Annotated in this window: 22 protein-coding genes; 8 read left to right on the top strand and 14 right to left on the bottom strand. The window is 64.6% G+C overall.

Going from position 1 to position 23,696, the window contains the following annotated elements; all coding sequences use genetic code 11:
- Positions 1-75: 75 nt before the first annotated feature.
- Genes GA566_RS05640 through GA566_RS05660 form a run of 5 tightly spaced genes read right to left on the bottom strand, consistent with a single transcriptional unit; the run spans position 76 to position 6,790 of the window.
- The gene (locus tag GA566_RS05640) at positions 76-1,476 is read right to left on the bottom strand and encodes an efflux transporter outer membrane subunit (RefSeq protein WP_160471968.1); all 1,401 of its coding nucleotides are present in this window, start codon (positions 1,474-1,476) and stop codon (positions 76-78) included.
- A gap of 1 nt (position 1,477) precedes the next feature.
- Positions 1,478-3,421 carry a MacB family efflux pump subunit gene (locus GA566_RS05645; RefSeq protein ID WP_160471970.1) on the bottom strand — a complete coding sequence of 648 codons (1,944 nt, stop codon included), beginning with the start codon at positions 3,419-3,421 and terminating at the stop codon, positions 1,478-1,480.
- A complete protein-coding gene (locus tag GA566_RS05650) occupies positions 3,421-4,572 on the bottom strand; it encodes an efflux RND transporter periplasmic adaptor subunit (protein WP_160471971.1) in 1,152 nt (383 codons plus the stop codon). The genes GA566_RS05645 and GA566_RS05650 overlap by 1 nt, the downstream gene beginning before the upstream one ends.
- Positions 4,573-4,598: 26 nt before the next feature.
- Positions 4,599-5,105: a transcriptional repressor gene (locus GA566_RS05655; RefSeq protein ID WP_160471973.1), complete on the bottom strand. Its 507-nt coding sequence runs from the start codon at positions 5,103-5,105 to the stop codon at positions 4,599-4,601.
- Entirely contained in the window at positions 5,102-6,790 is a 1,689-nt protein-coding gene (locus GA566_RS05660; RefSeq protein ID WP_160471975.1) for a cyclic peptide export ABC transporter, read from the bottom strand. Before GA566_RS05660 ends, GA566_RS05655 begins: the two co-directional genes overlap by 4 nt.
- A 172-nt stretch (positions 6,791-6,962) precedes the next feature.
- On the opposite strand from GA566_RS05660, the gene GA566_RS05665 reads away from it, so the two are divergent.
- Both GA566_RS05665 and GA566_RS05670 read left to right on the top strand, forming a co-directional pair.
- Positions 6,963-7,802: a GNAT family N-acetyltransferase gene (locus GA566_RS05665; protein WP_370459270.1), complete on the top strand. Its 840-nt coding sequence runs from the start codon at positions 6,963-6,965 to the stop codon at positions 7,800-7,802.
- On the top strand, positions 7,789-9,093 hold the full coding sequence (locus GA566_RS05670) for a lysine N(6)-hydroxylase/L-ornithine N(5)-oxygenase family protein (RefSeq protein WP_137926586.1): 1,305 nt from the start codon (positions 7,789-7,791) through the stop codon (positions 9,091-9,093). Before GA566_RS05665 ends, GA566_RS05670 begins: the two co-directional genes overlap by 14 nt.
- Positions 9,094-9,147: 54 nt before the next feature.
- On the opposite strand, the gene GA566_RS05675 is transcribed toward GA566_RS05670, so the two are convergent.
- From GA566_RS05675 to GA566_RS05700, 6 genes are all read right to left on the bottom strand, one after another.
- Positions 9,148-9,405, bottom strand: a complete 258-nt coding sequence (locus GA566_RS05675; RefSeq protein ID WP_137926585.1) for a DUF4880 domain-containing protein — start codon at positions 9,403-9,405, stop codon at positions 9,148-9,150.
- A gap of 129 nt (positions 9,406-9,534) precedes the next feature.
- A complete protein-coding gene (locus GA566_RS05680; RefSeq protein ID WP_137926584.1) occupies positions 9,535-10,059 on the bottom strand; it encodes a sigma-70 family RNA polymerase sigma factor in 525 nt (174 codons plus the stop codon).
- A gap of 185 nt (positions 10,060-10,244) precedes the next feature.
- On the bottom strand, positions 10,245-12,629 hold the full coding sequence (locus tag GA566_RS05685) for a TonB-dependent receptor (RefSeq protein ID WP_160471978.1): 2,385 nt from the start codon (positions 12,627-12,629) through the stop codon (positions 10,245-10,247).
- 93 nt (positions 12,630-12,722) lie between these two features.
- The gene (locus GA566_RS05690; protein WP_160471980.1) at positions 12,723-13,721 is read right to left on the bottom strand and encodes a FecR domain-containing protein; all 999 of its coding nucleotides are present in this window, start codon (positions 13,719-13,721) and stop codon (positions 12,723-12,725) included.
- A complete protein-coding gene (locus tag GA566_RS05695; protein WP_160471982.1) occupies positions 13,697-14,212 on the bottom strand; it encodes a sigma-70 family RNA polymerase sigma factor in 516 nt (171 codons plus the stop codon). The genes GA566_RS05690 and GA566_RS05695 overlap by 25 nt, the downstream gene beginning before the upstream one ends.
- A gap of 257 nt (positions 14,213-14,469) precedes the next feature.
- The gene (locus GA566_RS05700) at positions 14,470-14,694 is read right to left on the bottom strand and encodes a hypothetical protein (RefSeq protein WP_160471983.1); all 225 of its coding nucleotides are present in this window, start codon (positions 14,692-14,694) and stop codon (positions 14,470-14,472) included.
- Between the two features lie 352 nt (positions 14,695-15,046).
- Here GA566_RS05700 and GA566_RS05705 point away from each other — a divergent pair, with 352 nt between their 5' ends.
- From GA566_RS05705 to GA566_RS32860, 3 genes are read left to right on the top strand one after another with little or no spacing between them, the layout of a single operon-like run.
- On the top strand, positions 15,047-15,352 hold the full coding sequence (locus tag GA566_RS05705; protein ID WP_137926579.1) for a DUF485 domain-containing protein: 306 nt from the start codon (positions 15,047-15,049) through the stop codon (positions 15,350-15,352).
- Complete coding sequence (locus tag GA566_RS05710; protein ID WP_160471985.1) at positions 15,349-17,004, top strand: cation acetate symporter; 1,656 nt, start codon at positions 15,349-15,351, stop codon at positions 17,002-17,004. The genes GA566_RS05705 and GA566_RS05710 overlap by 4 nt, the downstream gene beginning before the upstream one ends.
- Positions 17,005-17,011: 7 nt before the next feature.
- Positions 17,012-17,296: a hypothetical protein gene (locus GA566_RS32860; protein WP_202126664.1), complete on the top strand. Its 285-nt coding sequence runs from the start codon at positions 17,012-17,014 to the stop codon at positions 17,294-17,296.
- Between the two features lie 2 nt (positions 17,297-17,298).
- Here the strand turns inward: GA566_RS32860 and GA566_RS05720 are convergent, their stop codons facing one another.
- Complete coding sequence (locus GA566_RS05720; protein ID WP_160471987.1) at positions 17,299-17,766, bottom strand: Rid family hydrolase; 468 nt, start codon at positions 17,764-17,766, stop codon at positions 17,299-17,301.
- Between the two features lie 207 nt (positions 17,767-17,973).
- Positions 17,974-18,906, bottom strand: coding sequence for a transcriptional activator NhaR (gene nhaR, locus GA566_RS05725; RefSeq protein ID WP_137926576.1), 933 nt, complete (start codon positions 18,904-18,906; stop codon positions 17,974-17,976).
- A gap of 197 nt (positions 18,907-19,103) precedes the next feature.
- Between nhaR and GA566_RS05730 the strand changes: the two genes are divergently transcribed.
- On the top strand, positions 19,104-19,610 hold the full coding sequence (locus GA566_RS05730; RefSeq protein ID WP_160471988.1) for a universal stress protein: 507 nt from the start codon (positions 19,104-19,106) through the stop codon (positions 19,608-19,610).
- Between the two features lie 135 nt (positions 19,611-19,745).
- Positions 19,746-20,711: a TerC family protein gene (locus GA566_RS05735; protein WP_202126749.1), complete on the top strand. Its 966-nt coding sequence runs from the start codon at positions 19,746-19,748 to the stop codon at positions 20,709-20,711.
- A gap of 49 nt (positions 20,712-20,760) precedes the next feature.
- Here GA566_RS05735 and GA566_RS05740 read toward each other — a convergent pair whose 3' ends face one another.
- Complete coding sequence (locus tag GA566_RS05740) at positions 20,761-21,723, bottom strand: LysR family transcriptional regulator (RefSeq protein ID WP_160471990.1); 963 nt, start codon at positions 21,721-21,723, stop codon at positions 20,761-20,763.
- Positions 21,724-21,947: 224 nt separating this feature from the next.
- Between GA566_RS05740 and GA566_RS05745 the strand changes: the two genes are divergently transcribed.
- Positions 21,948-23,690 (top strand): IlvD/Edd family dehydratase, encoded by a 1,743-nt coding sequence (locus GA566_RS05745; RefSeq protein WP_160471991.1) that lies wholly within the window; start codon positions 21,948-21,950, stop codon positions 23,688-23,690.
- Positions 23,691-23,696 lie beyond the last annotated feature (6 nt).

Raw genomic sequence — 23,696 nt, forward strand, 5'->3', positions numbered from 1 at the left:
AAAGCCGCGCTACCCGTCGCTGTGCGCCCCCCTCTCCCGCGTTGCAGGAGAGGGGGGTAAGACAAACCGCAACGTCTACCGCATCGTCCCCCACCCGCCGCCCAGCGCCCGGTACACCCCCACACGGGCCAGCAACCGTGCCTCCAGCCGTTGCACGGCCTGGTCCTGCGCCGTGTAGTAGCTGCGCTGGCTGATCAGCAGGTTGAGCAAGGTGTCGGCGCCTGCGCGGTAGCGGGATTCGGCGAGGGATACGGCCCGTTCGGATTGCGTGAGTTCTTCGGCCTGTTCCCGTGCCTGGGCGTCTGCGCCATTGACATTGCTCAGCGCAGTCTCTGCGTCGGCGAAGGCGTTGACGATGGTGGCGCGGTAGCGCACCAGCTGGCCGGTGCGCTGTGCCGCGGCGAGGTCGCGTTGACCGGCCAGCCGGCCGCCGTCAAAGATCGGCGCGGCCAGCGCGGCGGCCAGCGTATAGGCCGGGCCGCTGAACAACGTGCCGAGCGTGGTGCCGGCAAAACCAAGACCGGCGCCAAGGCTGACAGTCGGAAACAGTGCCGCACGCGCGGCGTCGAGATTGGCATCGGCGGCGGCCAGCCGGGCTTCGGCGGCGGCGATGTCGGGCCGGCGGGCGAGCAGCGACGATGGCGTATCGGGCGTGATGTCGGGCAACTGCAGCGTGGCGAGCGTGGCATCTGTCGAAGGCGGCAGCGGTACGACTTCGCCAAGCAGGGCCGCGATCGCCATGTTCAATGCGTCCTGTTGCTGGCGCAGTGCCTCGATGGTGCGGCGCTGTGCCGCCACGAGTGCGCGTTGCTGGGCCAGTTCCAGTTGCAGCGCGGCGCCGGCATGGCGGCGGGCCTCGACCAGCCGCAGCACGCGATCGGCGCTCGCGAGGTTCTGTTCGCCGATGGCGATACGCTCGCGTGTGGCCTGCCGCTGGACCCATGCCGACGCCACATTGGCGGTGACGGTCAGCCGCACGGTATCGAGGTCGAACGCAGATGCCTGCACTTCCCGGCCGGCCGTTTCGCGCAACGCGGCCAGTCGGCCCCAGAGATCCACCTCGTAGTTCGCCACGAAGCCCAGTTGCCATGCATTGCCGGCCACATTGTTGCTGCCGCCGAGCCGTCCCTGGCGAGAAGCACTGCCGTCAGCCGACAGCGACGGCCACATCGATGCGCCAGCGATACGCGCCAGTGCCTGCGCCTCCTGCATCCGTGCGGCCGCTTCGGCAAGGTCCAGGCTCTGCTGGCCGGCGCGTGCCACCAGCGCGTCGAGTTCCACACTGCCGAAGCTTCGCCACCAGGCGTCCGTCACATCGTTGCCCACCTGTTTGGACGTGGCATGCCATGCGGCCGGCACGGCCACTGCGCGCGGGGCGGGATCGCCATGGATGGCGCAACCGCCCAGGACCATGACGCCAAGCAGGTACGACACGCGTGAAAGGCTTCTCCAGCCGCAGTGAGGAAATTCGATCATGTCAGTCGCCTGCCAGCGCCACGACCGGGTCAAGCCGCGCGGCGCCGCGTGCGGGCGTGTAGCCGAACACCAGACCCGTGAGTACCGCGAAGCCAAACGCCAGTGCGCACGCGGCAGGGGAATAGGTAACCGGAACGCCAGCCAGCGCCATGGCTGCGACGGTCACGAGTCCGATCGCCACGCCCACACCACCGCCCACGGCGGTGACCAGCATCGATTCGGCCATGAACTGGCGCAGGATGTCGCGCTGCCGCGCGCCGGTGGCCATGCGAATGCCGATCTCGCGCTTGCGCTCGCGCACGGTCATCAGCATCACGTTCATCACGCCGATGCCACCGACCACCAGCGACACCGCAGCGATCAGCCCGAGCATCACCGTCATCGTCCGCGCCGTGGCGGACTGCACGCGAATTGCTTCCGCCTGGTTCCAGATCCGCACGTCGCGGGCCCGACGGGCCGTGGCAAGGCGCGCCTCGATCTCGGCGGCGGTCTCGGTGGCGCGATCCAGATTGCGGATCTCCACGGCGATCCAGGTCGGGTTGGGTTGCCCAAACAGACGGGCGATGGCGGAAGAGAGCGGCACCAGCACGCGGTCGTCCTGATCTTCGCCACCGGTCGATCCCTTGGAACCCAGTACGCCCACCACCTCGAAAGGCACCTTGTCGACGAGGATGTCCTGGCCGAGTGGGTTGCTGCCATCCGCGAACAGCCGCTTGCGCACGGTTTCGCCGATCACGGCCACCTTGGCGGTGCGGGCTTCATCGGCGGAATCGAACATGCTGCCCGCCACCACCGGCCAGCGCAGCACCTTGACGAAGGCGCCCGTGGCGCCGCCGCCTTCGGTATTGTGATCGACGCCGCCCCGGCGCACGACCACCCGATTCTCGATATAGGGCGCCACGGCCTCCACATTGGGCGTTTCGGCAATGGTGCGCACATCGTCGAGCGTCAGCGGCGTGCCACGTTCGCGCGACGATGCCGGATTGGCCGCGACGAACATGGTCCGCGATCCGAACGTTTCCAGTTCCTGCATGACCTTGTTCTGCGAACCGCTGCCAACGGCCAGCATCACGATGACCGATGCCACGCCAATCACGATGCCAAGCAAGGTCAGGCCCGTACGGAAACGGTTTCCCCACATCACGCGCCATGCAGCGCGCATGGCCTCGCGCAGATCGGTGACCAGGCTCGCGTGTCCGTGCGCGGAAGCCCCCGGCAGCGGCTCACGCGGCGATTCAGGCGCCACGGCACCGGAGTCGGCAATGACCTGCCCATCGCGCACCTCGATGACGCGACGTGCGCGGCTGGCGATCTCGCGGTCGTGGGTGATCAGGATGATCGTGTGGCCTTCGGCGGCCAGTTCGCGCAACAGCGCCATGACCTCGGCGCCGCTCCTGCTGTCGAGCGCGCCCGTGGGCTCGTCGGCCAGCACGATGCGGCCGCCGTTCATCAGCGCACGCGCGATGGCCACGCGCTGCTGCTGTCCGCCCGACAACTGGTTAGGCCGATGATTGACGCGAGCCCCCATGTCCAGCCGCTCCAGCAGCGCCGTGGCGCGCGCACAGCGTGCAGCGTCTGGCATGCCCGCGTACAGCGCCGGGATCTCGACGTTCTCGCGCGCGGACTCGCTGGGGACAAGGTGATAGCCCTGGAACACAAAGCCGAATGCCTCGCGGCGCAGCCACGCCAGCGCATCGGCATCGAAACCGGACACGTCCTGCCCTTCGAACAGGTACTGGCCAGCGCTGGGCCGGTCGAGGCAGCCCAGGATATTCATCAGCGTGGACTTGCCCGACCCCGATGCGCCAACGATCGCCACGAACTCGCCCGCGTGGATATCGAGCGAGATACCGCGCAGCACATCGGTGGCCGGCGCGCCGTTGCGATTGCCATAGGTCTTGCGGATATCCCGCAACGATATCAGCGGTGTGGGCGATCCAGCCATCACGAACTGGGCTCCGCCTCGCCCGTGGACTGTTGCACCAGTACGCGCTCGCCGGGAGACAGCCCTTTGAGCACCTGCACCTGGAAGCGGCTACGGACACCGGTCTCGACTTCGCGCCGCTCGATGCCGCCATCGGCGCGCAGCACGCGAGCCACCGAGCGGCCGCGTCCTTCGGCGGGTGCCAATGCAGCAACCGGCACGACGATGGCGTCTCTTGCACTGGCCTCGACGAATGCCACTTGCGCCGTCATCTGCGGCATCAGTTCGCCATCGGCATTGTCCACGTCGAACAGGGCGGTATAGACAATCACCCGTCCGCCCGCCTTGGCCGGCGTCGCGGCGTTGTCGCCCGATGCCTTTTCAGGAGGTGGGGGCGGGGCAGGCAGCACCTGCCGCACGCTGCCGTGCCAGCGGCGTCCCTCGCCGCCGAGCGTGGTGAAGTAGACCGGCATGCCTGGCTTGACCCGCCGGACATCGGCCTCGGAGACCTCGGACCAGACCGTCATCGTGCCCAGGTCCGCCACGCGCATCACGTTGGGCGTCTGGTAGGTGGCGTTGAGCGTCTGGCCTTCGCGTGCATCGATCGACACCACGGTGCCGGCCAGCGGCGCATAGATCCGCGTGTAGCCCAGCCGGGCTTCATCAGCCTTGAGGGTGGCCTGCGTCTGCGCGATCTGCGCCTGGAGGTTTCGGATATTGGCGTCGGCCAGCGCCAGCGCGGCCTCGGCGGCCTGTATGTCTTCCTCGCGCGTGGCGTCGGCGCTGGCCAGCTTCCGCTGCCGCGCATGCTGCTGCGCGGCCAGCCTGTACTGGGCCTGATTGCCGGACAATTGGGCGCGTAACGCCGCCAGTGCCGCGCGTCCCGCATCCACGGTGGCCTGCTGCACGCTGGGGTCGATTTCCACGAGCAACTGCCCCTGGCGTACCACATCGCCTGGCTGGACCAGGATCTTCTGGATCTGTCCGGATACCTGCGCGCCGACATCCACATAGCGGCGCGGCTGGATCATGCCGAGTGCCGTGACTTTGGATTCAAGCGTCTCCACACTGACCGGCGCCGACGCGGGCGGCGTCTCCTTGCTCCGCGCCATGACCGCAGCGACCGCACTTGCAATGGCCACACCGGCGATCAGCGTCGCCCAACGCTTCATGCGTGTGCGCCGTGCAGGACTGCCCTTCAACACTGCGGCTCCTCATGCTTGGCGGGATGCAAATCAGGCATTCCGTCGATTTCTATTTCACAACGATGGCCGGGCGAAATGCCGCATTGCCGCAGGGCGTCGAGCAGGATCTCGCATTTGTTCTTGTCACCAACTGGAATCCACACGTTCGCATCGCTGTCGCGAATGCGCAGTCCGCCAGGCGGCAGCCCGGCCGGCGCGGGTTCGTCGGCGCGCTGGCAATACAGCGCGCGCCGGCTGCCGTACTGCTCTTGCCACATGCGCACCACAATGCCGCAGCTCACGAGCTTCTTCACGACGCGATAGATCGTGGCAAGCGAGACGGGCTGTCCGCTCATCATCAACTGGCGATAGATATCCTCGCCGCCGAGCCACTCGCCTTCGGCCCGTGCGAGCACGCGGAGGGTGGCCACCATCTGGACCGTCGGCTTGAGCTGGGCGCGGCGCAGCGCCTCCTTCAGCGGCTCGTCGCCGCTGGCCGGTGTCAGGGCGCGTCGCGTCACGCGGTAACGGCCTCGTTGTCCCCCGCAGTGCTGCGCGCAGGCACGTCGATGGCGCGGATGCGGCCCGCCTGCATGTGGATGACGCGGTCAGCCAGCGGGAAATAGCGGTCATCGTGCGAGATCACAATGACGAGATGACCCCGGTCTCGAAGTTCGGGCAGCAGTTCGGTATAGAACAGTTGCCGGAAGGTGGGGTCCTGATCGGCTGCCCATTCGTCGAAGACCAGCACGGGACGCCCCTCCAGATACGCGTGAACCAGCGCCAGGCGCTTGCGTTGCCCGGTAGACAGGTCAACGGTACTGAACACGCCGCCTTCGACGCTGACCTTGTGGGCAATCTCGAGCCGTTCCAGATAGGGGCGCGCCGCTTCGGGCAAGACGGCGCCGCCGTCACCGGGCGCGACCAGATCCTCGAACAGGTAGAAATCGGAGAACACGGTGGTGAACAACTGCCGGTAGTCGTCGCGCGTCTCGGCGGTGACAGGCGTGCCGTCTAGCAGAATCTGGCCGGAGTGGGGGGCGTAGAGACCGAGCAGTAGCTTGATAAGGGTGGTCTTGCCTGACCCGTTGTCGCCGACGACAAACACCAGTTCGCCCGGATGTAGATCCAGATCGATGGGGCCGAGTACGAAGGCCGTCTTGCCCTCGGGCGCATCGAAGGCATAGCCGATGCCGCGCAGCGCGATCGACTGGTCGAACCTGACCGGAGCCGGAGGCTGCTGCAATGCAAGGTGGGGTTCGGGGTTGGCAAAGCGGGCCGACAGATCCGCGATACGCGAGAACGCAACCTTGGCGCGGCCGATACCAGGCAGGGCGCCGACGATCTGGTCGACCGGGCCTTTCAGGAACAGCAGCACCAGCACGAATCCGCTCAGCACCTGCGGCTCGACCTGCCGGAACGCTGCCCAGCCGAGGATCACGGCAATCAGCAGGAAATACAGCGCCGAGCCGAAGGCCATCGCCAGCACATAGGTATTGATCGCGCGGCGGTTGATGTCGCGGATGGCATCGACGATCCGTTCGACCTGCCCATCGAGTATCCCCATGCGGCGGGACCGGTGCATGCGCAGTTCCTTGGCCCCTTCGCTGATGCCGCGATAGCTCTTGTGCAACTGCTCCTCGTAGTCGCGCGCCTGCCAGAAGCCCGCCATGCCGCGTGCCATGGCGCGGGTCTGGATCGCAGCGCCGAGCACGAGCATCACCACCAGCAGGCCGAACAGTGTGGGCGACAGGTAGGCCAGATAGCCGAGGCATCCCATCACGACCGCCATCGAGATCACGGTGGCCGACAGACTGAAGGCCACATCGCTGATCATGTCCACGTCCTGCGTCAGTACCGGCATCAGGCGATGGGTGCGGTAGCGCTCCAGCGCATCGATGGGCGCGGCCAGGATCTTGCGGGCCAGCCCCTTGCGCACCATGGCGACGAGCCGCTGCCCCACGAGATTGGTGGAGATATCGGAGATCGCACGGCCCGCCAATGCGAGCACGCAGAGGCCCACGAACGTCAGCAGCAGTCCACCGGCCATGCCGCCCGGGCGGTTCAGTACCGTATTGATGGTCGAGAGCAGCGCTACGGTTGCCACGCCCGCCGTGATACCGGTGACCGAGGACAGCACGATCCACGGGGCAAACGGCTTGAGCAGGTTCAGGGTTTCAGCGGCGGAACTGCGAGAAGCATTCATGGCGAGGCATGGCCGCGGCGGCGGCGCTGGGCGGCAATGGGCGGCGATGGGCGCCGGATACTGTGTAGACGAGAGGCCAACTGGAATGTTCAGGCCGTGCCATGCGGCGTCACGTTGCCTGAACATTTTTTCATGCCGCCCGTCTTGTGGGGTATGCACGCGGACGGCTGCCATGGCGCCGGACCGCGCTACCTATCGATCACGTCCGACGCCCGTGCCAGACAACGACACCACTTCCTCCCTTGCCGGACATCCGGCCATGCAGTGGCAGCGGGCTCGCCCCTGGCTGAATGCCCCGTGCGAGCCATTTCCGCAATATCCCGTCACCACCGCCGGCACGCGCCACCCGCTGCGGCCGTCCAAGCCTGACGGGGTGGTCTACACCCGCCATATCCCCTGGCTCGACCAGACGCTGACGTTCCGCGCGCTCGATATCGACGAGGACGTGACGCGCATGCACCGCTGGATGAACGATCCCGACGTGGCGCATTTCTGGCAGGAAGAAGGCGACATCGACCATCAACGCGCCTACCTGGAGCGCGTGCATGCCGATCCACATGTCACACAGTTGATCGGATGCTTCGATGGCGAGCCGTTCGGATACTTCGAGGTCTACTGGGCACGCGAGGACCGCATCGCGCCATTCTGCGACGCCACCGACTACGACCGGGGCTGGCATGTGCTGGTGGGCGAGCCGGGCTTTCGCGGCAAATCGTGGCTGACGGCGTGGATGCCTTCGATTTCGCACTATCTGTTTCTCGACGATTGCCGCACCCAGCGGCTGGTCATCGAGCCGCGCGCGGACAACGCGAAAATGCGCAAGAGCCTGTCGCGCTGCGGCTACGACCTGGTCTGCGAGTTCGATTTCCCCCACAAACGCGCTGTGCTGGGCGTGCTGCCACGCGAGCGCTTTTTCGGCGAGGCGCTCTGGATGCCGCAGTCAGACGACACGGCCGATAACGTCGGCCATCCGACAACACTATCGCCCAAGGCTTCCCATGCAAGTTCATGACCTGATTGGCGTCGGCTTCGGGCCGTCCAATGTGGCGCTGGCCATCGCACTGGAAGAGCAGTGTGCCGGGCAGCAGCGCCCCGATGCGTTCTTCATCGAGAAGCAGCCGGCGTTTGCGTGGCACCCGGACATGCTGCTCGACAACTCGCACATGCAGATTTCCTTCCTCAAGGATCTGGCCACCCTGCGCAATCCCGCGAGTCGCTTCACGTTCATCGGCTATCTGCATCAGAAGGGGCGTCTGCAGGATTTCATCAACCTCAAGACGTTTTTCCCGAGCCGTCACGAGTTCAATGACTACCTGTCCTGGGCAGCCAGCCATTTCCAGGGCCAATGTGCCTATGGCGAGGAGGTGGTGGAGGTGACGCCCGAGCACCGGGACGGCGAAGTGGCGCTGCTACGTGTGCGATCCCGGACCGCGGACGGCGAAACGCGCGAACGCCTGGGCCGGAATCTGGTGGTGGGGGTGGGCGGCAGCCCCAATATTCCAGACAGTTTCCGCGCGTTGCGCGACGACGCTCGGGTGCTCCATTCGAGCCAGTACCTGCGCCGTATCGCGCAGCACGCTGCGCCCCGGCGCATCGCCGTGATCGGGGCAGGGCAGAGCGCCGCGGAGTTGTTCATGGATCTGCATGGCCGCTACCCCGAAGCACAGATCGACCTCGTGGTGCGCGCGCATGCCATCCGGCCGTCCGACAACAGTCCATTCGTGAACGAGATCTTCAATGCAGACTATGTCGATCACGTGTTCCACCGTCCCGAAGACGAGCGCGAGGCCATGCTGCGCGAGTTCTGGCATACCAACTACGCCTGTCCGGACCTGGAACTGATCGAGAGCATCTTCAAGGTGTTCTACGAGCAACGGGTGCGCGGCGATCAACGCCACCGTCTGCTGCGCCGCCACGAAGTCTGCGGTGCGCAGGCCGACACCGACAGCGTCCGGCTCGATCTGCGCGACCTCAATGCTGGCCGCGCGAGCCAGAACCCCTATGACCTCGTGGTGCTGGCCACGGGCTATGCACGCGAACAGCATCGCTCGATCCTCGCGCAGCTCGAACCATGGGTGGGCGAATGCGCGGTAGACCGTGACTACCGGGTGCTCGCCACACCGGGCTTCCGGCCGGGGATCTTCCTGCAGGGTGCGTGCGAGACCAGCCATGGCATCAGCGATACCTTGCTGTCGGTGACTGCGATCCGCACGGGGGAAATCACGACGGCGCTGGAGGCAGCGGGGCGGCAATCAGGGCGCTCCTTCGATGGCGAGCGACGCGCGGCGACGATCATGGCGTAATGCGGAAACGAAGCCTTGCTGCATAAAGAAATGCCACCGTCCAGGTGGCATTTTCTATTCCGTGGCGTCGCGTGGCCAGGGGGCGGGTGGCGAGGGTTCGGGTGCGCCGTCGAGATCGTTCACCGGCGGCACCAGCCCTGCCAGCAACCACAGCCGCGCGGCCTTGTCATAGGCGCGCCGGTGCGCGGGATCGGCCGCGAGCCATTCCATCATCCGGGCCCGTGCATCGTCGCTGAATCGCTCACGATCATGCTCACGTTGCACCCATGCCCAGGCCGTTGCCCAGGCGGCATCCTCGTTGTGTTGTGTCATGCGTGCCAATCCGATCCAGCGAAACGAAGCAAAGTGGCGGAATTTTGACACGTCAAGCACGCGTTGTCGCCCACGCCCTGTCACGGGAACATTTCAGCCGTTTACGAAGCTGGGCAGCGCGTCACGGAGTTAGTCCGCGTACATCAGCGTGCGGCAGGACTCGATGGCCCGCGCCGCGTCGGCCAGCAGCGCATTGACGAGGCCGAGCGCACAGCCCAGGTGTTCGGCAATCTGCCGCTGCGTCAGGCCCTGGATGCGGTACAGCTCGTGGGCCAGCCGCGTGCGGGCGGGAAGCTTCGACAGTTCGCGATCGATCGCGCAGAGCACCTCGTAGTCCTGGAAGGACTTGTGCGGCGAGGTGGCGCACGGCAACTCCAGTGTCTCGACCTCTATGTCATAGCAGCGATAGGACGATTCCAGGCTCTGCCGGCGGCAATGGTCCAGCGCCAGGTTCCGTACCACCTGGCAGCAATAGCAGAAGGGACGCTGGACTTCGCCCAGCCGGTCGCCATCCGACAAGCGGATCCAGGCGTCCTGGAGGATGTCTTCAGCGGTCTCGGGACTCCTGACAATGCCATGGGCAATCCGCCGCAGTTGGGCGCGATTGTCCATGAATACCTCGGCAAGCGTCGCTACGGGGGCGCTCGTCATCATGCTGGTCTCCCTGGTTGCAAATGCCAATACAAATGCAAATCATTCCTAATATGTCGCGAAGGACATACATTTAAAACTTGCCATCCGGGATGGCTTTGCTTTTTTGGATGCTTCTCAAGGTATGACGGACGAGCTTTCGGAATCCGCCAACTTTTTTGCGGAATCTCGCCATCGAGGATGTGCGGTCAGAACTCGAACTGCGCGCCGAGCTTGAATGTGCGGGGTGCGCCCTGCGTGAGGTAGGACGCGCTGGCCAGCCAATACGCCCGGTTGGCAATGTTGTCGACGTTGAAGCGGACGATGGCGCGCGTACTGCCGAGACGCGTCTCGTATCGCAGACCCGCGTCGAATAGCGTGAACCCCGCCACGGTCGCGGTATTGGCCGCATCGATCGGCCGCGACCCGTAGTACTGGACACCGGCCGTGAGCGTGAAGCCGGTATCGGCCAGCCGGTACTCCGAATAGAGCTTGGCCTGCTGCCGCGGCGTGCCATCGACAAACTTGCCTGCCAGCCCCGCCGTGGCGGTCTCATTGCGGGCGTCGAGGAACATCACACTGCCGATCACCTGCCAGCGCGACGTCAGGCGGGCCTTCGCCAGCAGTTCCAGCCCGTTGTAGCGGGATTCCCCGTTCTGGGTGAAGACATTGTTGGCATCGGTATAGGTCAGGCCACGCCGAATCCGGAATAGGGCGGCGCTGGCAGACCACCGGGCGCGTTCGGCCTTGATGCCAGCCTCGAGCTGCTTTGTCTTGAGCGGCGCGAACACCTCCTGCGCGTTGGCCGCGCTCAGAGGCGCCGTTGCGCCTTGCTCCAGGGCCTCGACGTAACTGGTGTAGACCGAGAGCCACGGCGACGGCTTCAGCACGACGGCGGCGGTTGGCGTATAGGCACCCTTGTCGTAGCCGTTGACCGTATCCTTGAGGCCGTTGTGCCGCAGGCCGAGGATCACATCGACGTGATCGCCAAAATGGGCGGTGTCCGAGATGAACACCGCGCGCTGGATCGTGTCGCTGCCCAGCGCATCGGCAGGCGGAACCGTGAGGCCGGGATTCGGGAAATTGCCGGGGCGAGACAGGTTGCCCGTGCCGAGCACCGCCGAGGTGGAGCCGCTCGAATAGAAGGTGCGAATGCGGCCATAGGACAGTCCGAAGGTCAGGTCATGGGAGACCGGCCCGGTGCGTACCTTGCCCGTCACCAGCGCGCGGACGTCATCGGTGTCGAAGCGGTCCGTGCCGGCGTACTGGACTTCCGTGTAGTTGCCCGCCGCGTTGGCAAAGATCGAGCCATTGAGATAGCCACGGGTCATCACCGAGCCACGATAGAGCAGGCTGGCACGCCAGTCGTCGGCGAAGGTCCATTCGACGCCGGTGCCGTACACCCACGAGCGCGTTTCGTAACGCGTGAATGGCGAGAAGATCCGCTTGCTGCCGGGGATGGCGGCCGGCGGTTGCGCCACGACGAAATCCGTGTCGCTGCCCGTGGCATTCGGAAAAATACCCCAGGTCGACGAGGCGGTGACCTGGCGATCGACGGCCAGCACATCGGCGCGCCAGACCAGCTTCGGCAGGATGCGCCAGTCGAGCGCCAGCGACGCGGAACCGCGCTGGACTCGCCCCCCGTCCTTGACGTAGCTGTCGCCGGTCTCGCCCACCACATTGACGCGATAGCCGAATCGGTCTTCCGATCCGAAACGTCCGCCCAGATCGCCGCCTAGCAGGAACGTGCCGCTATCCGTCACGGACGTCAACACGTTGCGCAGCGGGGTATCGGTCGGCCGCTTGCTGATGAAGTTCACGATCCCGCCCGGCTGCGCAAAGCCGTACAGGAAGCCACTGGCGCCCTTGAGCAACTGAATCTGCTCGAAGTGTTCAAGCGGCAGATCGCTGCTCCAGCTAAAGATATTGAGGCCGTCAACCTTGCGCCCGCTCAGGAGATCGAGTCCCACACCGCGCACCGCGATCTGCGAGGAGAGCCCGCCAATGTTGTTGCTGATCGGCGTGACCGAGGCATCGTTCTTCAGTGCGTCCACGAGCGAGTCGGCCTGCTGGTTATCCATCAGGTCACGTGTCACCACCTCGATGCTGTAGGGCGCTTCGATGATGGGCCGGTCTCCCAGCACGCCCAGGCTCGCGGCCGGCGCGCGATAGTGGTCGATGTCGTCGGCCGCCCCCGTGACGATGACCGGCGTCAGGGTCGGGATCGGCACCGATGTCTCGGCGGTAGCGGGCGCGGGCAATGTGCGTGGGCGCAGCCAGTAGCTCCCGCCGGGGTTCGACACCGCCTCCACCGGCTGGCCGGCGAGCAGCACACGCAGCGCTTCCTCGACGGTATAGGTGCCCTGCAAGCCGGGACTGTCGAGTCCCACGGTCAGCGCGGGATCGACGGCGATCGGCACCCCCGCTTCATTGCCGAAACGGGCGAGGGTCACGTCCAGCGGACCGGGCCCGATCGAGAACGAGCGTGCGCCGGCAGCGGTCTGCGCCCAGGCGTTGCCCGCCATCGTCAGCGCAGCCGCGACGGACGCGGCCATGACGCTGGCGCGAAGCACGTCGGCGAGATGCGCGCTCACGAAACTGGGACGACCGGATCGACGAGGCACGATGACTGAGGCGGCGTAGGACTTCGGATGATTCGGGGTGCGGCGGGCCGTGATGGCACAGGGCTAGCGGGGGACGACTGTTACCCAGTACGGCGTGACCGAGCGTGTGCGCACGGGCAGGGCGTTCTCCAGTAACGCCAGTGCCGCGTCGGTGTCATCGAGGGGAAATGCGCCGGAGACACTGAGCGAGGCCAGCGCCGGATCGCAACGTAACAGGCCGGGACGATAGCGGGCAAGTTCCGCCACGAAAGCCGGCAGCGGCATGCGGCGCGCCACCAGCATCCCGTCGATCCACGACCGGATGGCGGGGTCCATCGGTGCGGGATCACCCACCGCGAGGGAACCAAAGCTGATTTGCTGACCCGCATCGATGCGCGACGACGCGCCGCCTTCCGACATCACACGCACGGCCCCGGCCGTGACACCCACCGTGATCGAGGCATCGCCCGTCGCCACATCGCGCACCACGAAGCGCGTGCCGAGCGGCGTGATCGTGCCGAATCGCGTGGCAACCACCAGCGGGCGCCCCTGGGCGTCTGGCGCGGTATGCACCTCGATCTCGCCTGCGCGGAGCCGAATCCGGCGATGCTGCGCGCCATATGCCACATCGATGGCGGACGCTGTGTTGAGCGTGACCACGGAGCCATCGGATAGCCGCAGCGTCCGTCTTTCTCCTGGCCCTGTGGAATGATCCGCAGCCATGCGGTCATAGGCGGCGGTCCGGGTCAGCATCCATCCGCTGGTCCCGGCGAGCGAAAGCGCACCGATGCCCGCCAGCGCCTTGAGGGCGCGGCGGCGCGAGGGAACGCGGGTATCCGCCTGCAAGGTCTGCCGCACGACGGCGGACGGCACACCGACCAGCCCCTGGCGAAGCTGACCGATGGTGTCGGTCATCATCTGCCACGCCATTTCGTGGCTGGGATCATCGACACGCCAGCGCGCACAGGCCGCCTGGTCGGCCACGGTGGCTTCACCCGATTCAAAGGTGACCAGCCACATCGCGGCTTCTTCCAGAACTTCGTCGCTGGGTGGTGCCATCATCGTTGCAGCACGCGACAGCATTGCACGTAGGCTTTCGCCATCGCCTTCTGCACCATATTGACGGTGATGCCCATCTCGTCGGCAATGTCCCGATAGGGCAGACCATCGACCTGCGACAGCAGAAAAATATCGCGCACCCGCGCGGGCAGGCGATCCAGCGCGCAACTGATGGCGGTCAGGGATTCGAGAATCAGCGCCCGATCCTCAGGCGACGGGACGCTGGGCTCGGGCAGGCAGGCGAGCGCTTCCAGATAGGCACGCTCCAGCGCCTGCCGCCGAAAATAGTCTGCGGTCAGGTTCGTGGAAACGGTCGTGAGATAGGCGCGCGGCTCCCGCAGCGAAGCCGCATCGCCCGCATGGATCAGGCGTGCAAACGTATCGTGCGCCAGATCGGCAGCGCACTCCATGTTGCCCAGCTTGCGCGATAGCAGGTTGAGCAGCCAACCATGGTGACTGCGGTAAATGCTCGCGATTGCATGCCTGCCGCTTGAAGCAGCCTCTGTCCCAGCCATGGCGTCGATCCCGTCGCGGCGCCACGGCGCCCTGCGTTATTGAGAACGATTTGCATTCTAAAGATTGTGCGATGCCGCTGCAACCGCGCAAATGGCAATTCTGCAAATTCTGCAAATGTGAGCGAAAGGGCGCGGCGCGGGGTGGCGGCATGCGACGTCTCCAGCCTTCCTCCCCGCCTGGGAGCCACGCATGACGCACATAGGGGAGAAAATGACCCCCGGTGTTGGATGCTCCAGGTTTTCTGGCGCCGCAATGGCTACGCGTTCCGCTGCGACGACCGCGCCGGGGAGGTACGGTGCACGGCGCCCAGCACGTGATAGCCGGCCGGGGTCAGTTGCACCGCGGGCGACGCGGCCGGTGCGTGGGTCATGTCGATCAGGCGGCGGGTGGCAAGCGCGGCCAGGTCGCGCGGGTCGATATCGCGGCACGAACCCAGCGATCCCAGCACCATCAACGCGGCGATTTCGTGGGCACTCAACATGGCAACTCTCCCCTTGGCAGCAGCAACTCTGTGTGTCTCGTCTTTTGCCTTGTGAAGATAGCCACTGTGGAATCGTTAGTGCGCCAAAACCTGTAGCTGTTTGATAGCGATCAATTGAAAGGGTCGTATCCAAGCGGCCATGTGACGGGCCTCGTCCTGTCACCGTGCTTCATACATTGGCGCCACCGAGTGGGTCCCATGCGCTGCGCGCCTCCGTTCTCCACGCAGATTGGCGTTTACCCCGAATCGATCCACGAGCCGTGTAAGAACAGGGTAAGGGGGGCGCAGTACCTTGTCTCCGGGCCATGCGGCAAGTACCGCGTGGTGAAGCAAGGATGTGCAGGAGACAACGATGCAAGACGATCTGATCATGAAGTTGAAGGCCAGCCGGCAATATCGTGAACTGGTGCGGCGGCGTGGGCGGCTGGGATGGATGCTGACGGCGGTAATGCTCGTGGTGTACTACGGCTACGTGCTGGTCATTGCGTTCGACAAGGAACTGCTGGCCGCACGCGTGGGGCAGGGTGTGATGACCTGGGGCATGCCGATCGGGCTGTTCGTGATTCTTTTTACCGTGCTGCTCACGGGACTCTACGTGTGGCACGCCAACCGCGTGTACGACGACCTCACCGACCGCATCAAGCAGGAGGTCGCATGAAGTCTCGACATGTATTCGGCGCCGCCGCACTGCTGCTTTCCGCCAGCGTCTTCGCTGCCGGGGGAGACTTGGGACAGGCCGTGAAACAGGCCACCAACTGGACGGCCATCGGCATGTTCGTGGTGTTTGTGGTCGGTACGCTGTTCATCACCAAGTGGGCGGCCAAGAAGACCAAATCCGCCGCCACGTTCTACACCGGCGGTGGCATCACCGGCTTCCAGAACGGTCTGGCCATCGCGGGTGACTTCATGTCTGCAGCGTCCTTCCTCGGGATTTCCGCAGCGGTGTACACCAGCGGCTATGACGGGCTGATCTATTCGATCGGCTTTCTCGTGGGGTGGCCGATCATCACGTTCCTGATGGCCGAGCGGCTGCGCAACCTGGGGCGCTTCACGTTTGCCGACGTGGCCGCGTATCGATTCAAGCAGGCACCCATCCGAGCGTTCGCGGCATCCGGCACGCTGGTGGTGGTGGCGTTCTATCTCATCGCGCAGATGGTGGGGGCTGGCCAGTTGATCAAGTTGCTGTTCGGGCTCGAGTACTGGGTGGCAGTTGTCATCGTGGGCGCGCTGATGATGATCTACGTGCTGTTTGGTGGCATGACGGCCACCACATGGGTACAGATCATCAAGGCATGCCTGCTGCTGGGCGGCGCGTCGTTCATGGCGTTCATGGTGCTGGCCCAGTTCCATTTCAGCCCTGAGGCGCTGTTTGCCAAGGCGGTAGAAGTGCATGCGAAGAAGGACTCCATCATGAGTCCGGGCAACTTCATCAAGGATCCGATATCGGCCATCTCGTTCGGGATTGCGCTGATGTTCGGCACTGCCGGCCTGCCGCACATCCTGATGCGCTTCTTCACGGTGCCCAATGCCAAGGAAGCCCGCAAGTCGGTGTTCTGGGCGACCACCTGGATTGGCTATTTCTACATCCTCACGTTCATCATCGGCTTTGGTGCGATCGTGCTGGTGAGTACCAATGCCAGTTTTCAGGATGGCAGCGGCAAGCTGTTGGGCGGCGTCAACATGGCGGCCGTTCACCTGGCCAATGCGGTGGGTGGCAACGTCTTCCTGGGCTTTATCTCGGCCGTGGCATTCGCGACCATCCTGGCCGTTGTGGCAGGGCTGACGCTGGCGGGCGCCTCGGCGGTGTCCCACGACCTCTACCAGACCGTCTTCAAGCACGGCAAGGCAACCAGTGCCATGGAGTTGCGCGTGTCCAAGATCACCACGGTTGTGCTCGGCGTCATTGCCGTGGTGCTGGGCATCGTGTTCGAGAAGCAGAACATCGCGTTCATGGTGTCACTGGCGTTTGCGGTAGCGGCATCGGCCAACTTCCCGGTGCTCTTTCTCTCGGTGTTGTGGAAGGGCTGCACCACACGCGGTGCGATGATCGGTGGCTTCCTGGGCCTGTTGTCGGCGGTGGTACTCACCGTACTGTCGCAGGCAGTGTGGGTCGACGTGTTCCACTTCAAGAGCGCGCCGTTCCCCTACACCTCGCCGGCACTGTTCTCGATGACGATCGGATTCGTCGGCATCTGGCTGTTCTCGGTCACCGACAGGTCCAAACGGGCCCTGCTCGACAAGGCGGGATTCGAGGCGCAGGAACTGCGCTCGGAAACCGGCATCGGTGCAGGAGAAGCTGCCGCGCACTGAACGCAGGGTGTCTTACATGATCCGGCGCGGCATTGATGCAGGCCTGGCATACCACGTCGGCCATGTGCTCGAATGCCGGGCGCTCGCCTGCGATCCCGGCTCGCCGTCGGATTGTCTCGTTGCGGAGATCTACGACGATGACACCGCAGTGTTCGTGCCGCTGGACCCCGCGCGCCGCTGCACGCCATATTTCGGTGCTTGGGGAAGAAGCGGCGGCGTATCGCTATCTCCAGCGAGCTGGAATGGCAGCGATTGCCGTCCGCTGCCCGACGTCACCACACGCGGGCGCTGACCTCAGGCCGTTGCTGTCGGACTCAGCACGGCCTTGCAGGCAATTTCGATCAACTGCGGCGGCATGGCCAGTCGGGAGACGCCGATCAGGTTGCTGGCACATTGCGGGCGCTCTGTGCCGTATGCCGCCTTGCGGACCTTGCCTGCCACGGCGAAGGCCGCGTCGACATCGAGAACGTAGACGGTCTCTTCCACGACATTGTCCAGCGTTGCGCCGAATCGACCGAGAAGGGTGGCGAGGTTCTCGTAGGTGGCACGCATCTGGGCTTCCATGGTGGAGAAGTCGCTCGGCTTGCCGTTCGCGTCAAGCGCGGCTGGCGCGATCAGATTGCCATGGCTGTCGTGGCTGAGTTGACCGGACACGTAGATGTCGTTACCTACCTGCACCGCTTGCGCATAGCCATAGGCGTCTTCCCACGGAACGCCCCAGTAGGCGGTTTTCTTTTCGGGCGAACCTGGTTGAGTCGTCATGCTTAAGCTCCTTGAGAAATGGCAACCGCAGAGTCGGTGCCCAGCTTGCAAAAGGGCTTCAGCCTAGCATTCCCAAAGCGGATTGCGCGCGCAAAACATGCGCTTCGACGCAGTATTTTTGCAGGGGAAGCGCCGGGTGGTGCGACCATCGTCTGCTGCCGTTACGCCCTCCGTCGTAGACAATCGAAACCCGTGCACGAATCGGGCTCAGGTGCCGGGGCGACGTGACCGTCGATCTCGTGCTGTCCTCGCAAACAGTTCGTTACGCGCGGACGCGGTAATCGCTGTCACGCATGGATGCGTGATGCGGCGTTCAACGGAGATGGCAAAGAACTCTTCTGCAACTTCCGAGGTCGCACCGAGTGCGCGCGCACCGAACTGGTTTTCGATGTCTTGCTCCAGCACGGTGGGTCCGATAAAGATGCCGAGCCCGCGACGGCCAAATTCCTTGGCGAGTGCGCTGTCATCGCATTCGCCAACGATGCGCGGGGTTAGCGACAGCGACTGCAGCCACTGCCGCAGTCGCTGCCCAACCGCGGAATCCTCAGCGGGCATGAGCATTGGCGCCCCGTCGAGACACGCAGGGAAGGGCTGCTTGCAGAGGTCGTGCAGCGCCGGGGCGGCAAAGAAGCTGATCCCCGAGCCGCCGAGCCGGTGATTGAAGGCGCGTATGCTGACTGCCGAAGGAATCGGCGCATCGGCGATGACGAGATCGATGCGGTGAAGGGCCAGTTCGGCAAGCAACAGTTCGAGCTTCCATTCGCGGCACACAATGCGGACGGGTCCAGGCAATTGCGTCGCCGGTTCGATCAGCCGGCAAGCGATGGTTTTCGGCACCGCGTCAGCAACGCCCACGCGGAATTCCAGCGGTTTGCCTTGACAGGGCGACGCCCGTACGGCTTCTTCAAGTTCCGCGCCCATCGAGAAGATGGCTTCGGCATACCCCAACACCATGCGTCCCGATTCCGTGAGCTGCAAGCCACGGCCGCTCTTGGCGAACAGCGGTGTGCCCAGGCATGCCTCGAACAACTGAATCTGTCCGCTAATGGTCTGTGGCGACAGATGCAGGCGTTTGCTGGCCAGGCTGACGCTACCCAGCCTGGCTACGTGATAGAAGTAGTGCAGGTGCTTGTAGTTCATGAGGATTGCCCTTGTCGGCGCCCGCTCTCGCAGGCGAAATCCTCCCGTTTTTTCGAATGATGGTATCCGAACAATCTGCTTTTCGCTGGGAGGTTTACCCCCTAGATTGCAGTTATCGACTGCAGTGAGTGCAGACCATCAGGACCCCGGCGGTCGCGGCCCTGACGTGCGTGCACGCCCCTCCCGGAGGCATAGACATGGCCACGCTACTTGTACCTTGCGACGGTTCGCCGAGCGCATTGCTGGCGGTACGGCAGGCTATCGGAGAATACCTTCAGGGCGAGGCCCGTCATATCCATTTGTTGAACGTTCAGCCCCCGTTCTCGCGCAATGTGAACCACTACATCGAACGCACGCTACGCGACGATTTCCAGCGCGAACGTGCCGACGAGGAGCTTGCCGCGGCCAGAGCGATGTTCCATGCGGCTGGCGTGCCGTTTGCCGAGCACCTCCAGATAGGCGAGACGGTGCGGAGTATCGTGGATGTGGCGCAGCAGTTGCACTGCGACCGCGTGCTGATCGGCACCGCGCGCAAGAGCGCGCTGGTGCGTGCGGTGGAGCATTCCCTCACCAACCAGTTGCTGGAGAGTTGCCCCGTTCCCGTCGAGGTCATTGGCGGCCCGCCCGCCCCATTGATCGAGCGCGTCGGCATACCGGCAGGGTTGGGTGCCGGTCTCGCCTTGCTTCTGGCCAGTCAGGCATGAATGCCATCGCGCGTCGGAAACCTGCTCGGCGGCTGAGAGAGTAAAGCGCTTCCGCGCCGGATTCTGGATCGCCAATCTGCCGGCCGCTGCAAATCGGACGTACGGCCGGCATCCCTTGCCCACGCAATCATGATGATGGAATCGTTCGCTACCGGTCCGATGTGGGCTGGCTTCGTGGTGTTCGTGCTGACGATGTTGGCGCTGGACCTGTTCGTTTTCGGTGGCAACAAGGCGCATCGCGTCTCGGTCAGGGAAGCGGGTATCTGGGTCGTGGCATGGATGACGATGGCGGGCACGTTTGCCGGTCTGCTCTGGTGGTATCTCGACACGCATGCCAGCCGCGACATCGCCAACAGCAAGGCACTGGAGTTCATCACCGGCTACCTGATCGAACAGTCGCTGTCGATCGACAACATGTTTGTCTTCGTCATGATCTTCAGCTTCTTTGCGGTGCCCCCCGAATTGCAGCGGCGGGTGCTGCTCTACGGCGTACTCGGCGCCATCGTGATGCGTGCGGGCATGATCCTGGCCGGTGTATGGCTCGTCAGCGAATTCGCCTGGGTCCTGTATGTCTTCGGTGTCGTTCTGGTGATCACCGGCATCAAGATGCTTGTATTTGCGGAGAAACAGCCTGACCTGGAGAGGAACCCGCTATTGCGCTGGCTGCGCCGCCACATGCGCATCACAACTGCATTTCACAACGACAAGTTCTTTGTGCGGATCGACGGTATGCGTTGGGCCACGCCGATGTTCCTGGTGTTGATCATGATCGAGGCCAGCGACCTGGTCTTCGCCGTGGACAGCATCCCGGCAATCTTTGCGGTCACCACCGACCCCTTCATCGTCTTCACCTCCAACATCTTTGCCATCATGGGGTTGCGTGCACTCTATTTCCTGCTGGCAGACATGTCGCTGCGCTTTCACCTTCTCAAGTACGGGCTCGCCCTGGTGCTGATCTTCATCGGCGGCAAGATGTTGGCTGCCCCGTGGTTTCATATGCCCGTGCAATGGTCGCTCGCCATTGTCGGTACGGTGATCCTGCTATCCGTGCTGCTGAGTCTCAAGTTCTCGCCGCGCAGGCTTCGCGAGCGCGTTTCATGAAGGACGAAGCGCGTATCCCACGCTCCACCGTATCGAGGCGTCACCGTATTCAATGTCTGGCGCTCTCCGCGTCGCCGTATATCGCACCCGATACGGTACGCAGTGCTTCGGCCATCTGCTCGGCGGCCGGAGACAGCAGCCGGTCAGTGCGCGTGATGATGCCGAAATCATCCATGTGGCAAGGCACGTCGAGCGGCAGGATTGCCACCATGCCGTGCCTGGCGTAGTACGCGGCGACATCGGCGGCCAGCACGCCCAGCATGTCGCTGGACTCGATCATCTGCGTCACGAACAACAGCGCGGCAGTTTCCACGACATTGGTGGGTGGAATCAGGCTGGCGCGCTGGAACATCAGGTCGAAGCGGTGGCGCAGCACGCTGCCTGCTGGCGGGACGATCCAGCCCGCGCGGTCGAGATCGGCCAGCGACAGCGCCGCCGCGCGCAGCAGCGGATGATCGCGGCGTACCACCACGCAGACAGGCTCGGCGGCCAGTGGCTCGTAGCGCAGATGCAGCTTGTCATGCTCGGCGAACAGGCGTGCCACCACGAGGTCGAGCTTCTCCTGTGCCAGCCGTTCAAGCAGTACGTTGCTGTTCTCGATTTCCAGCGATATGCGCAGGCCGGGGCTTTCCCGCTTGAGCATTGCCACGGCCGGTGGCAGTAGCGTGACGCCAGGCGAGGTGATCGCGCCAACGGCCACGTGGCCGAGCCGCCCGGCCTGCAGCGCCATGACTTCCTCCTGCGCCTGATCCAGGCTGCCGACCACGGCGCGCGCGTGACGGATCATGGCGTCGCCATAGCGCGTTGGCCGCATCCCGCGTGGCAAGCGTTCGAACAGCGGAACGCCCAGCATTTCCTCGAGTTCACGAAGCAGCTTAGATGCCGCCGGCTGGGTCATGTTCAGCACGGCAGCGGCGCGGTGGATGTTGCCTTCTTCGGCCAACGCCACGAGCAAGAGCAACTGCCGTGTCTTGAGACGGGCGCGGATGTACCACGGGGGAGCGGTGGGCATAGGGTTATTACCAATGCGTGAATCGGTATCGCAGCGGCGTGCTTTTTCATTGGAAGCATATCCGATAGGTGCGTAGACTGCCGCTCATTCGAAAACAACAATCGCCCGCGCCACTCGCGCACCCCGGGCGGGAGACGCCCTTCATTGCCCCAACCCGATGTCATGCCCGACGCCGGCCTCGTGTCCCGCCTCGCCGCATGCGTCCGCCGTATTCAGGAACCCTCATGCCGGATTCGAAACCCAAGCTCCGCTCCACCCACTGGTTCGGCACCGCCGACAAGAACGGCTTCATGTACCGAAGCTGGATGAAGAACCAGGGCATTCCCAATCACGAGTTCGATGGCCGGCCGATCATTGGCATCTGCAATACGTGGTCGGAACTGACACCCTGTAACGCGCACTTCCGGAAAATTGCCGAACACGTGAAGCGCGGCGTCTACGAGGCGGGCGGTTTCCCGGTGGAATTCCCGGTGTTTTCGAGCGGCGAATCGAACCTGCGTCCCACGGCGATGCTCACGCGCAACCTGGCGGCGATGGACGTCGAGGAAGCCATCCGGGGCAACCCCGTCGATGCCGTGGTGCTGCTGGCCGGTTGCGACAAGACCACGCCGGCGCTGCTGATGGGCGCGGCAAGCTGCGATGTCCCGGCCATCGTGGTCAGCGGGGGACCGATGCTCAACGGCAAGCTCGACGGCAAGGACATCGGCTCAGGCACGGCCGTCTGGCAGTTGCATGAATCGCTCAAGGCCGGCGAGATCGACCTGCATCACTTCTTGTCGGCCGAAGCCGGCATGTCGCGTTCGGCTGGCACCTGCAACACCATGGGCACCGCATCCACGATGGCCTGCATGGCCGAGGCGTTAGGCGTCACGCTGCCGCACAACGCGGCAATTCCGGCGGTGGACGCACGCCGCTACGTGCTGGCGCACATGTCCGGCATCCGCATCGTCGAGATGGCGCTCGACGGGCTGTGCCTGTCCAAGGTACTGACGCGCGAAGCGTTCGAGAACGCGATCCGCACCAACGCGGCCATCGGAGGTTCTACCAACGCCGTGATCCACCTGAAGGCCATCGCGGGCCGCATGGGCGTGCCGCTGGAACTGGAGGACTGGACCCGCATTGGCCGCGATACGCCGACCATTGTCGATCTGCAACCGTCCGGCCGTTTCCTGATGGAGGAGTTCTACTACGCGGGCGGATTGCCTGCGGTGCTGCGCCGGCTGGGCGAAGCGGGGCTGCTGCCGAATCCGGATGCGCTGACCGTCAATGGCCGCTCGCTGTGGGACAACGTCCGCGAGGCGCCCAATTTCAATGACGAGGTCATCCGCCCGCTCGACCAACCGCTGATTGCCGATGGCGGCATCCGCGTGCTGCGCGGCAACCTGGCGCCACGCGGTGCGGTACTCAAGCCGTCGGCCGCCACGCCTGAACTGCTGAAGCACCGTGGCCGCGCTGTGGTGTTCGAGAACCTGGAGCACTACAAGGCGCGCATCGTCGATGAGTCGCTCGATGTCGATGCCGACTCGATACTCGTGATGAAGAACTGCGGACCCAAGGGCTATCCCGGCATGGCCGAGGTGGGCAACATGGGCCTGCCACCCAAGCTGTTGCGCCAGGGCGTCAAGGACATGGTGCGGATCTCCGATGCGCGCATGAGCGGCACCGCCTACGGCACCGTGGTGCTGCACGTAGCGCCCGAGGCCGCGGCCGGTGGCCCGCTGGCTGCCGTGCGCGATGGCGACTGGATCGAACTCGACTGCGACGCCGGCACGCTGCACCTCGACATCACGCAGGAGGAACTGGCAGACCGTATGGAGGGATTCCAGCCGCCCGGTCCCGATGGGCGGGCCGGGCAGGGCGGCTACCAACGGCTCTATGTGCAGCACGTTCTGCAGGCCGACGAGGGATGCGATCTCGACTTCCTGGTAGGTTGCCGCGGCGCTGACGTGCCGCGCCATTCCCACTGAACAAAC

Origin of the sequence: Cupriavidus sp. SW-Y-13, assembly GCF_009793345.1 — a bacterium.
GTDB lineage: Bacteria > Pseudomonadota > Gammaproteobacteria > Burkholderiales > Burkholderiaceae > Cupriavidus.

Coding starts and splice junctions, on each gene's coding strand:
- GA566_RS05640 (WP_160471968.1), bottom strand. CDS start 1,476: ATGATCGAATTTCCTCACTGCGGCTGGAGAAGCCTTTCACGCGTGTCG.
- GA566_RS05645 (WP_160471970.1), bottom strand. CDS start 3,421: ATGGCTGGATCGCCCACACCGCTGATATCGTTGCGGGATATCCGCAAG.
- GA566_RS05650 (WP_160471971.1), bottom strand. CDS start 4,572: ATGAAGCGTTGGGCGACGCTGATCGCCGGTGTGGCCATTGCAAGTGCG.
- GA566_RS05660 (WP_160471975.1), bottom strand. CDS start 6,790: ATGAATGCTTCTCGCAGTTCCGCCGCTGAAACCCTGAACCTGCTCAAG.
- GA566_RS05665 (WP_370459270.1), top strand. CDS start 6,963: ATGGCGCCGGACCGCGCTACCTATCGATCACGTCCGACGCCCGTGCCA.
- GA566_RS05670 (WP_137926586.1), top strand. CDS start 7,789: ATGCAAGTTCATGACCTGATTGGCGTCGGCTTCGGGCCGTCCAATGTG.
- GA566_RS05675 (WP_137926585.1), bottom strand. CDS start 9,405: ATGACACAACACAACGAGGATGCCGCCTGGGCAACGGCCTGGGCATGG.
- GA566_RS05680 (WP_137926584.1), bottom strand. CDS start 10,059: ATGATGACGAGCGCCCCCGTAGCGACGCTTGCCGAGGTATTCATGGAC.
- GA566_RS05690 (WP_160471980.1), bottom strand. CDS start 13,721: ATGCTGTCGCGTGCTGCAACGATGATGGCACCACCCAGCGACGAAGTT.
- GA566_RS05695 (WP_160471982.1), bottom strand. CDS start 14,212: ATGGCTGGGACAGAGGCTGCTTCAAGCGGCAGGCATGCAATCGCGAGC.
- GA566_RS05700 (WP_160471983.1), bottom strand. CDS start 14,694: ATGTTGAGTGCCCACGAAATCGCCGCGTTGATGGTGCTGGGATCGCTG.
- GA566_RS05705 (WP_137926579.1), top strand. CDS start 15,047: ATGCAAGACGATCTGATCATGAAGTTGAAGGCCAGCCGGCAATATCGT.
- GA566_RS05710 (WP_160471985.1), top strand. CDS start 15,349: ATGAAGTCTCGACATGTATTCGGCGCCGCCGCACTGCTGCTTTCCGCC.
- GA566_RS05720 (WP_160471987.1), bottom strand. CDS start 17,766: ATGACGACTCAACCAGGTTCGCCCGAAAAGAAAACCGCCTACTGGGGC.
- nhaR (WP_137926576.1), bottom strand. CDS start 18,906: ATGAACTACAAGCACCTGCACTACTTCTATCACGTAGCCAGGCTGGGT.
- GA566_RS05730 (WP_160471988.1), top strand. CDS start 19,104: ATGGCCACGCTACTTGTACCTTGCGACGGTTCGCCGAGCGCATTGCTG.
- GA566_RS05735 (WP_202126749.1), top strand. CDS start 19,746: ATGGAATCGTTCGCTACCGGTCCGATGTGGGCTGGCTTCGTGGTGTTC.
- GA566_RS05740 (WP_160471990.1), bottom strand. CDS start 21,723: ATGCCCACCGCTCCCCCGTGGTACATCCGCGCCCGTCTCAAGACACGG.
- GA566_RS05745 (WP_160471991.1), top strand. CDS start 21,948: ATGCCGGATTCGAAACCCAAGCTCCGCTCCACCCACTGGTTCGGCACC.